This window comes from Pseudomonas sp. GD03903, assembly GCF_029840045.1.
Lineage (GTDB): Bacteria > Pseudomonadota > Gammaproteobacteria > Pseudomonadales > Pseudomonadaceae > Pseudomonas > Pseudomonas pseudonitroreducens.
The window spans coordinates 105333-115389 of the sequence record NZ_JAOCBT010000024.1; the positions used below are offsets into that span (position 1 = coordinate 105333).

A 10057-nucleotide genomic window follows, 5' to 3' on the forward strand; every position below is an offset into this window, starting at 1 on the left:
CTCCTTAGCGCTGCTGACTCTGCCAGTGCGGGTGTAGCCACACCGGAACCTTGGCCGCCGGCAGCGGCGGCAGTCCTCGGATCATATCGCTGGCCTTCTCCGCAATCATCACCGTTGGCGCATTGGTGTTGCCGCTGACGATGCTCGGCATGATCGACGCGTCCACCACCCGCAGCCCCTGCAGCCCATGCACACGCAACTGCGGATCGACCACCGCTTCGGGGTCGTTGGCCGGCCCCATCTTGCAGGTACCGCTGGCATGGTAGCCGGTCTCGGTCACGCGCCGCGCCCAAGCATCCAGCTCGGCGTCGCTGTGGGCCAGCGGGCCGGGCGTCAGCTCTTCGCCGGCCAGCCCGCGCATCGACGGCTGGCGCATCAGCTCGCGTACCAGACGGGCGCCGGCGCGCATGTCGGCGCGGTCCTGCTCGGTCTGCAGGTAGTTGAAGAGGATGCGCGGCGCCTGCCGAGGCTCAGCGCTGCGCAGGGTGACGCTGCCCAGGCTGGTCGGCCGCATCAGGTCGATGTGCACCTGGAAGGCGTGGTCCGGCACCGGTGCCACGCTGCCCGGCTGCACCGCCAGGGGCATGAAGGTGAGTTGCAGGTCGGGATGCTCGACACCCGCGCGGGAACGGATGAAGGCGCCCGCCTCGAAGTGGTTGCTCGCCGCCAGCCCGTCGTGGGCGGCAAACCAGCGCGCACCGATCCACCACTTGCCCGGCGCGCGGGTCCAGGGATAGATCGACACCGGTGCCTTGCAGATGAACTGCACGACGCTGTCGGGGTGATCGTTCAGGCGCCGGCCCACACCCGGCAGGTCATGTTTCACCGCGATGCCCAGCTGGCGCAGCTCATCCGCCGGGCCGATGCCGGAGAGCAACAGCAGATGCGGCGAGTTGATCGCCCCGGCGGTCAGCAATACTTCGCGGCTTGCACGGGCGGTCAGTGCCTGGCCGTTCTGCTCGTACTCCACGCCCACAGCACGCTCGCCGTCGAGCAGAATTTGCAGCGCCAGCGCCCCCGTGGCGACGGTGACGTTGCCACGCCCCAATGCCTCGCTCAGATACCCGCGCGACGTGCTCCAGCGCTTGCCCTGCCGCGTGGTGCGATCAACCCGTCCAAAGCCCTCCTGGCGATGGCCATTGAGATCGCTGCTGCGCCCGTAGCCGGCCTCCTCACCCGCCGCGACGAAGGCCGCGCACAATGGCGTGTCGATGTCGCCCGGCGTGACATGCAGATGCCCCGCCGCGCCGTGGTAATCGTCGGCGCCACTGGCATGGTTTTCCGAGCGAATGAAGTACGGCAGCACGCGCTGGTAGTCCCAGCCTTCGCAGCCCTGCACCGCCCAGCCGTCATAGTCGCGGGCGTGGCCACGGATGTAGACCATGCCATTGATCGAAGACGACCCGCCCAGCGTGCGCCCGCGCGGCGTGGCGATCCGCCGGCCATCCAGGTACGGCTCCGGCTCGCTGCTGTAGCTCCAGTTGTAACGCGTGCCGCCGACCACGATGCCCACCGCCGAGGGCATGTCGATGGTCCAGCTGCTGTCCGCCGGCCCCGCCTCCAGCAACAGGATGCGCACGGCGGGATCGGCGCCCAGGCGGTTGGCCAGCACGCAGCCGGCCGAGCCCGCGCCGACGATGACGTAGTCGTAGTCCATGGCCATTCCTCAGAGCTGCGCGCCGTGGATGCCCTGGAACACCAGGCGGTGGAAGTGGTGCACCAGGTGCTCGCTTTCGTTGCTGCGTTCGGCGTCGATCATGTAGCGGCCCTGGTCGTAGCCCATGGAGTGCAGGCCCTTCTGCACGCTGATGTTCAGGGCGATGTCCTCGGGCCCCAGCTCCTCGTTCATCCAGCGCATGCAGGCCTTGCTCACCTCGGCGGTCTGCTCGTTCGCCGAGTAGTAGCCAAAGCGCAGCAGCGAGCGCTCGGCGTCCAGCGGAATCATGATGAAGGTGCCGAGGAACTCGGAGAACGGGAAGGTGTAGAAGGTGTTGTTCGGCCACATGCCGATGTTGAAGAAGCACTCGTCAGGGTTGAGGTCGCTGCGCAGTTTCACCCCATAGGCCTCGCCGGCCTCAAGATTTGCTGGGGCGATGTAGGTCCACCAGTTGTCGCGCTTGCTCAGGCGGTAGCCCTTGAAGTCGATCAGCTTGGCCAGGTCGATGTGGCACGGCCCGGAGAGCTTGAAGTGATAGCCCTCGATGGAGTTGTCCATGATCACTTTCCAGTTGGCCGGGACGATCACGTCCGCTTCCTCGATCAGACGCATGTCGGCCAGGTTGGGGAACACCCGGTGCATCTCCTCGTCGGCGCCGGGGAACAGCTCGGCCAGCGACGGCGCGTTGGGGTCGAGATTGAAATAGAGGAAGCCGCCCAGCTCCTCCAGGCGCACCTGCGGGATGGCGAATTCTTCCTTGTCGAAGTTCTTGATGCGCTCGCAGCGCGGCGCACTGCGCAGCGAGCCGTCCATCTCGTAGCACCATGAGTGATAGGCGCAGCGCACGATGCCACCGGTGTTGCCGCGGCGCTCCTCCAGCAGGCGGTTGCCGCGGTGCTGGCAGACGTTGTGGAAGGCACGGATGTTCCCCGCGCGGCTGCGGGCGATGACGATGCTCTGGTCGAACAGGTCGCAGACCACGTACTGGCCGATTTCCGCGAATTCGCTGAGGTGCCCGGCGACGTGCCAGGAGCGCAGGAAGATGTTGTCGCGCTCGGCCTTGAATAGCGCCTCGTCGAAGAAATAGCGCGACGGCAGGGTGAAGGCCTGTTCCGGGTCCTGGCGGTCCCAGCCGTCGATGGAAGTACGCAGTTTCAGGCTCTCGATGGACGACATGTTCGATTCTCCTCGGCTTCTTCTGGCGTGGCCGGCTCATGGTCCGGCGGCTCGGTTCGAGGACAAATCTAGGGGTACGCCTGCGGCGGCTCTTGATGAAAAACGACAAGTTTTCCGTCAGATGCATCAAGGCCGGCAGGCACGAAAAGTCGCCGTTGGCAGCAAATGAACGCTGGCTGTCCGGATTCGCTCCCTCGCTCTCGTTGTCCGCGCAAGGCAGTGGATTTCCAATGGAACCGAGCGCGACGCAGCCTGCGCCGCACCTTGCAAATCCAGCCCCGGAGCCCGCCATGAGCCTCGATCTGAACGGTGTCAAAGTTCCCGACAGCAGTCTCGCCAAGGCCATCACCGAGATGGTCCGCGACAACGCCACCCCGCTGCTCTTCCACCACTCTTCCCGCGTCTATTACTGGGGCGCACTGACCGGCACGCGCAAGGGGCTGAAGTTCGATGCCGAGTTGCTCTACGCCGGCGCGATGTTCCACGACATGGGCCTGATGCCACGCTATTGCAGCCAGTGCGAGCGTTTCGAAGTGGACGGTGCCGACTGCGCCGCCGAGTTCCTGCGCAGCCATGGCATTGCCGAAAGCGACATCGACACCGTGTGGACGGCCATTGCCCTGCACACCACACCGGGCATCCCGCAGCACATGAAGGCGGAGATCGCCCTGGTCACCGCCGGCGTGGAGATGGACGTGCTGGGTATCGCCTACCAGCAGTTCCCCGACGCCCAGCGCGACGCCGTGGTCGCTGCGCATCCGCGTGGAGGGCAGTTCAAGCAGGACATCCTACAGGCCTTCTACGACGGCATCAAAGCCAAGCCGGAAACCACCTTCGGCAACGTCAAGGCCGACGTGCTGGCGATGAAGGATGCGGACTTCGTGCGCGGCAACTTCTGCGAGGTGATCCTGAATTCCGATTGGGCCAGCTAGGGCCCAGCGATCACGGGTGAACCCAGCACGCCGGGCTCGCCCAGCAGTTGCGTCAGCCACTGCATGAAGGCGCGGACCCGCTGCGGCAGGCGGCGGTGCGCGTAGAGCAGGGAGATTTCCATGGGTGGCAGCGGAATGTGACCCAGCACCTGCACCAGTCGCCCCGCCTCCAGGTCATCCAGCACGCCATGGACCGGCACCTGGATGATCCCCAGCCCACCCATGGCCGCGCTCTCGTAGGCCTCGGCGTTGTTCACCGACAGCGCTCCGGCCATCGGCACGTAGCGCACCTCGCCCTGTTGCAGGTACTCGAAGCCTGGCGGCCGTGCACCCAGCACCGTCACGTAGTGGATCAACTGGTGTGCGGGCAGATCGTCCAGCGTCTGCGGCACACCGTGCCTGGCGAGATAAGCGGGGCTGGCGCAGGTCACTTGCGGAAACTGCCCGAGCGAACGCGCCACCACCGAGGGATCGTTCACCGAACCGACCCGCACCACGCAATCGAAGCCCTCGCGCACCAGGTCGACGCGGCGGTCGGTGCAGCTCACCTCCAGCTCCAGCGCCGGATGCCGCGCAAGGAATTCACCCAGGCGCGGCATTACCAGCTTGCGTGCCATCACCGTCGGCATGTCCACCCGCAGGCGGCCGCCCAGGGCTTCGTCGTCCTGGCGGAACAGGCCCTGCAACTCGTCCAGCTGGGCCAGCATGTCCTTGCTGCGCTCGTAGAGCACCATGCCGTCCTGGGTTGCGGTGACGCGCCGGGTGGTGCGTTGCAGCAGGCGCGTGCCGAGCAGTTCTTCCAGCGCCTGGACGTGCTCGGACACGGTAGAACGCGGCAGGCCGAGTTGCTCGCTGGCCTGGGTGAAGCTGGCCAGTTCGGTAACGCGGACGAAGGTGCGCAGCAGATCGGGACGGATCATGGTCTGGGGCTTCACTGTAGAAAGCGCCGAGCGCTTATTGTTCGCTTATGCCGACCAGTATTTCCGATTTACGCCGGTTTATCACCATCCATTCGAACAATAAGCTCTTCCTCGATCTCACTCGCTCTCCAGCCTGTTGCCCAACCCCCGTAAGGAGCTTCGCCATGACCCGCAAGATCGCTCTCATCACCGGCGCCAGCCGTGGCCTTGGCCGCAATGCCGCCCTGCACCTCGCTGCCGCGGGTGTCGACATCATCGGCACCTACCGTAGCCAGGCCGACGAGGCTCACGCCGTCGCCGCCGAAATCGAGCGACACGGCGGCCGCGCGGTGATGCTGCGCCTGGATGTGGCGGATGGCACCAGCTTCGCCGCCTTCGCGCAGCAGGTTCGCACTACCCTGGGCGAGACCTTCGGTCGCCAGAACTTCGACTTCCTGGTGAACAATGCCGGCATCGGCCTCTACGCCAGCTTCGCCGAAACCAGCGAGGAGATGTTCGACCAACTGATGAACATCCAGCTCAAGGGCCCGTTCTTCCTGACCCAGAAGCTGCTGCCACTGATCGCCGACGGCGGTCGCATCCTCAACGTCTCCAGTGGCCTGACGCGCTTCTCGCTGCCCGGCTACGCCGCCTACGCGACCATGAAGGGCGCGATGGAGACGCTGACCAAGTACCAGGCGAAGGAACTCGGCGCGCGTGGCATTGCCGTGAACATCCTCGCCCCCGGCGCCATCGAGACCGATTTCGGTGGCGGTCGGGTGCGTGACGATGCCGAGTTGAACAAGCAGATCGCCAGCAACACCGCCCTGGGTCGGGTCGGCTTGCCGGACGACATTGGCGCAGTGATCGCCAGCCTGCTCTCCGAGGGCGGCCGCTGGATCAACGGCCAGCGCGTGGAAGCCTCGGGCGGCATGTTCCTCTAACGTCCCTCGCGCCGATTTGCTCTTCGTAGGAGCGAGCTTGCTCGCGAATAGGCCCCACAGTGGGGTGGTTCGCGAGCAAGCTCGCTCCTACAAGCCGCTGCAACCCGTCGTCTCCAGATAACCGCTCTATTCCGCGGATTTTCTCGAATTTCGCAATAAACATTTACTGCGAAAATTCCTGCAACATTCTGTTACGGCCTCTAGTCTAAAAACGCGTGTGGAAAAGACGAACCGCAGATTCCGCCTGGGCGAAGGAAAGCGTCCGGCGGATTCGCCCAGCGCCCCGACGCGGGCAAGTTCGCATCCACGCTCCGCTCATCCGGCACGCGCCGGGAGTGCAGACCACCGTGAACTGACCTGGCAGCACGCGTTCCCTGCCCCCTCGACAACGAGCGGACGGGTGCTGCCTCAGGAGCCGAAATGACCGAACACCCCAAGGGCTTCACCCGGCGCCAGCTATTGAAGTCGTCCGCCGCCTCGCTGGCCGTCGGCGCTGCCGCCAGCAGCCAGGCCGCCACCGTGATCGGCACGCCACAATGGCTGCCCTTCGACCACAACGGCCCCCTGCACTACGACAGCCCCGGCTGGCAGTTCTTCAGCGCCGAGGAAGCCACCGAAGTGGAAGCCATCGTCGAGCAACTGATTCCCGCCGATGAGCTGAGCGTCAGCGGCAAGGACGCCGGTTGTGCGGTGTTCATCGACCGCCAGTTGGTGAGCGATTACGGCGACTTCGGCCGTCTGTACATGCAAGGCCCGTTCACGCCCGGCACGCCGGCACAGGCCGACCAGTCGCCGCTGACTCCGCGCGAGCGCTATCGCATCGGCCTCGCGGCGCTGGGCAAGTACTGCCAGGGCAAGTTCCAGAAGAACTTCAGCGCCCTGCCCGGCGAACAGCGCGACCAGGTACTCGGCGACCTGGAAAAGGGCGCCATCAGCCTGGACGGCATCGACGCCAAGGCGTTCTTCCAGCAGGTGCTGGACAACACCATGGAAGGCTTCTTCGCCGATCCCATCTACGGCGGCAACCGCGACATGGTGTCGTGGAAGATGCTCGGCTTCCCTGGCGCGCGCTACGACTACCGCGACTACATCGGGCTGCACAACCAGAAGCTGAACCTCACCCCGCTGTCCATCATTGGCAGTTCCGCCTGGACCAGGAAGGGATAAGCGCACCATGGCCAAGAAACTACCTTCCACCGACGTCGTGGTTGTCGGGCTCGGCTGGGCCGGCTCGATCATTGCCCATGAACTGGCCGACGCCGGCCTCAATGTCATTGGTTTCGAGCGCGGCCCCTGGCGCGACACCGCCAGTGACTTCAACCTCGCCTCGGCAGCCGACGAGCTGCGCTACAACCGCCGCCAGGAACTGATGCTGCGGACCCGCCAGAACACCTGCACGATGCGCAACAAGGAATCGGAAACCGCCTTGCCCATGCGCGTCTGGGGTTCGTTCCACCCCGGCAACGGCACCGGTGGCGCCGGCAACCACTGGGCCGGCATCACCTTCCGCTTCCAGCCGGAGGAGTTCCGCCTGGCCAGCCACCTGAAGGAGCGCTACGGCAAGGAAGTGCCAGAAGAGCTGACCCTGCAGGACTGGGGCACCACCTGGGAAGAAATGGAGCCGCACTATGACGCCTTCGAGCGCCTGGCCGGGGTTTCCGGCAAGGCCGGCAACCTCGGCGGCACCCTCGTCGAAGGTGGCAACCCCTTTGAAGGCGCGCGCTCGCGCGACTACCCCAACCCGCCCACCGCGCAGACCTATGCCCCGACGCTGTTCGCCGAAGCCGCGCGCAACCTGGGCTACAAACCCTTCCCGGTGCCCTCCGCGCTGGCCTCCCAGGGCTACACCAACCAGTTGGGCGTGACCATGGGGCCCTGCACCTTCTGCGGCTTCTGTACCAACTACGGCTGCGCCAACTACTCCAAGGCCAGCGCCATCGTCAGCGTGATGCCGGCGCTGATCCGCAAGCCCAACTTCACCGCCAGGACCAACTCCGAAGTGCTCAAGGTGACCATGGACAGCACCGGCACCCGCGCCACCGGCATTACCTACGTGGACTCCAGCGGCGAAGAATGGGAACAGCCGGCGGATATCGTGGTGGTCGCTGCATTCATCTTCGAGAACGTGCGGCTGATGCTGCTTTCCGGCATCGGCGAGCCCTACAACCCGATCACCAACACCGGCACCACCGGGCGCAACTACGCCTACCAGACGGCCAACAGCGTGAAGCTGTTCTTCAAGGACAAGAACTTCAATCCCTTCATCGGTGGCGGCGCCATCGGCATGGGCATCGATGAGTTCAACAACGACAACTTCGACCACTCCGGCCTCGGTTTCGTCGGCGGTGGCAGCACCCGTGTGACCCCGATCGGCGCCGCACCCATCGACTCGCGGCCGGTTCCGCCCGGCACTCCGGCCTGGGGTTCGAAGTGGAAGAAGGCCACGGTGGAGAACTACCTGAGCAACATGTCCATCGGCTGCGAAGCCAGCAGCTACTCCACGCGCAGCAACTACCTGTCGCTGGACCCCAACTATTCCGACCCTCACGGTCGACCGCTGCTGCGCATCACCTTCGACTTCCCCGAGAACGACCTGAAGATGGCGCAGTACTGCACGAACAAGGTCGTGGAAATCGCCCGCAGCATGAACCCGCAGCAGATGGTGCCTGCACCGCGCAAGGGGCCGTGGGCCAACACCTCGTACCAGTCCTCGCACATCGTCGGCGGTTTCATCATGGGCGCCGACCCGAAGAACAGTTCGGTGAACAAGCACCTGCAGGTCTGGGGCGTGCCCAACCTGTTCGTGGTGGGCTCCTCGGCCTTCCCGCAGAACCCCGGCTACAACCCTACCGGTACTGTCGGCGCACTGGCCTTCAAGGCCGCCGATGCGATCCGCAGGCTATACCTGAAACGCCCCGGGGAGATGATCAGCGCATGAAGACTCTCCTTCGCATCGGCACCCTCGCCCTGCTGGGCCTGAACCTGCAGCAAGCCAGTGCAGGAACGGGCGCGGACTCCTACAACCTGGTGGAAAAAGGTCGCTATCTCGCCGTCGTCGGCGACTGCACCGCCTGCCACACCCTGCCCGGCGGCGCGCCGTTCGCCGGCGGCGTGGCCATCGAAACGCCGTTCGGCAAGCTGCTCGGCGCGAACATCACCCCGGACCCGGAAACCGGCCTCGGACGCTGGAGCTTCGAGGACTTCCAGGCGGTGATGTCCACCGGGCACAGCCGCGGCGGCAAACGCCTGTATGGCGCCATGCCGTTCACCGCCTATACCAAGGTGCGTCGCGAGGACAACCTGGCACTCTGGGCCTACCTGCAGACCCTGCAGCCGGTGCACAACCCGGTGGAAACCAACCAGTTGCCCTTCCCTTTCAGCGTGCGCACCAGCCTGATCGGCTGGAACTGGCTGAACTTCACCCAGGGCGAGTTCGTGCCCTCGGCGGAGAAGTCGGCGCAATGGAACCGCGGCGCCTATCTGGTGGAGGGCCTGGGCCATTGCGGTACCTGCCACACGCCGAAGAACCTGATTGGCGGTGACGACAACAAGCGCTTCCTTGCCGGCGCCAACTTGCAGGGCTGGGTCGCCCCGGACATCACCGCCAACCCCCACGGCGGCATCGGCCAGTGGAGCACCGAGGACCTCGTGCAGTACCTGAAAACCGGCGCCAATCGCTTCGACATCGCCTCCGGCCCGATGGCCGAAGCGGTGGAGAACTCCACCCAGCACTGGAGCGACGAAGACCTGATGGCGGTCGCGGTGTACCTCAAGGATGGCCCGACAGCAGGGAAAGCACCGCCGCCGCTGGCAGCCGACACTGCTGCCATGGTCTCGGGCAAGGCGATCTACGCCGATCGCTGTTCCGCCTGCCACGTGGGCAATGGCGAAGGAGTCCGCAACCTGTTCCCGAAACTGGCTGCCGCGCCGCTGGTGAACAACGACGACCCGACCTCGCTGATCCACGTCGTGCTGGCGGGTAGCCGTGCCGGTGGCACCGACGCTGCGCCGACGGCACCGGCCATGCCGTCCTTCGCCTGGAACCTCAGCGACGACAACATCGCCGACGTGCTGACCTACGTGCGCAACACCTGGGGCAATGCGGCGCCGGCGGTGAGCGCCAGCGACGTCGCTCATCTGCGTGAGGACCTGGCCAACTAGCGGGGTATCCCTGTGCGTAGGGCGCATAACGCGCCAGCGTTATCCGCCGCAAAGGGAAACTCCAGCGCTGGACATATGGCGTAGGAGCGGACTTTGTCCGCGATGTGCAACCGGTTGGCTTGGAGCTGCCGGCGAGCGATCGCGGACAAAGTCCGCTCCTACCCATCGATCAAGCACCGCACCGTTGGCCGACGGAAAACCTTGTAGGAGCGAGCTGAAAGCCGCGTAGGGCGCATAACGCGCCAGCGTTATCCGCCACAAAGGGAAACTCCAGCGCTGGACATATGG

The 10057-nt window shown here is 65.4% G+C and carries 8 protein-coding genes; 5 read left to right on the forward strand and 3 right to left on the reverse strand.

Going from position 1 to position 10057, the window contains the following annotated elements; genetic code table 11:
* Positions 1-4: 4 nt before the first annotated feature.
* Positions 5-1663 carry a choline dehydrogenase gene (locus tag N5C91_RS27410; RefSeq protein WP_279833379.1) on the reverse strand — a complete coding sequence of 553 codons (1659 nt, stop codon included), beginning with the start codon at positions 1661-1663 and terminating at the stop codon, positions 5-7.
* A 3-nt stretch (positions 1664-1666) separates the two neighbouring features.
* The gene (locus N5C91_RS27415) at positions 1667-2833 is read right to left on the reverse strand and encodes an aromatic ring-hydroxylating dioxygenase subunit alpha (RefSeq protein ID WP_279833381.1); all 1167 of its coding nucleotides are present in this window, start codon (positions 2831-2833) and stop codon (positions 1667-1669) included.
* A gap of 290 nt (positions 2834-3123) precedes the next feature.
* Here N5C91_RS27415 and N5C91_RS27420 point away from each other — a divergent pair, with 290 nt between their 5' ends.
* On the forward strand, positions 3124-3765 hold the full coding sequence (locus N5C91_RS27420) for an HD domain-containing protein (RefSeq protein ID WP_279833383.1): 642 nt from the start codon (positions 3124-3126) through the stop codon (positions 3763-3765).
* Here the strand turns inward: N5C91_RS27420 and N5C91_RS27425 are convergent.
* Positions 3762-4685, reverse strand: a complete 924-nt coding sequence (locus tag N5C91_RS27425) for a LysR family transcriptional regulator (protein WP_236199976.1) — start codon at positions 4683-4685, stop codon at positions 3762-3764. The two genes, N5C91_RS27420 and N5C91_RS27425, sit on opposite strands and share 4 nt — an antisense overlap.
* A gap of 164 nt (positions 4686-4849) precedes the next feature.
* Here N5C91_RS27425 and N5C91_RS27430 point away from each other — a divergent pair, with 164 nt between their 5' ends.
* The 4 genes from N5C91_RS27430 (at position 4850) to N5C91_RS27445 (ending at position 9769) form a co-directional block, all read left to right on the forward strand.
* Positions 4850-5608: an SDR family oxidoreductase gene (locus N5C91_RS27430; RefSeq protein ID WP_279833385.1), complete on the forward strand. Its 759-nt coding sequence runs from the start codon at positions 4850-4852 to the stop codon at positions 5606-5608.
* 420 nt (positions 5609-6028) lie between these two features.
* Positions 6029-6775 carry a gluconate 2-dehydrogenase subunit 3 family protein gene (locus N5C91_RS27435; RefSeq protein WP_236199974.1) on the forward strand — a complete coding sequence of 249 codons (747 nt, stop codon included), beginning with the start codon at positions 6029-6031 and terminating at the stop codon, positions 6773-6775.
* Between the two features lie 7 nt (positions 6776-6782).
* Entirely contained in the window at positions 6783-8546 is a 1764-nt protein-coding gene (locus tag N5C91_RS27440) for a GMC family oxidoreductase (protein ID WP_279833386.1), read from the forward strand.
* Positions 8543-9769, forward strand: a complete 1227-nt coding sequence (locus N5C91_RS27445; protein ID WP_279833388.1) for a cytochrome c — start codon at positions 8543-8545, stop codon at positions 9767-9769. The genes N5C91_RS27440 and N5C91_RS27445 overlap by 4 nt, the downstream gene beginning before the upstream one ends.
* Positions 9770-10057: the final 288 nt, after the last annotated feature.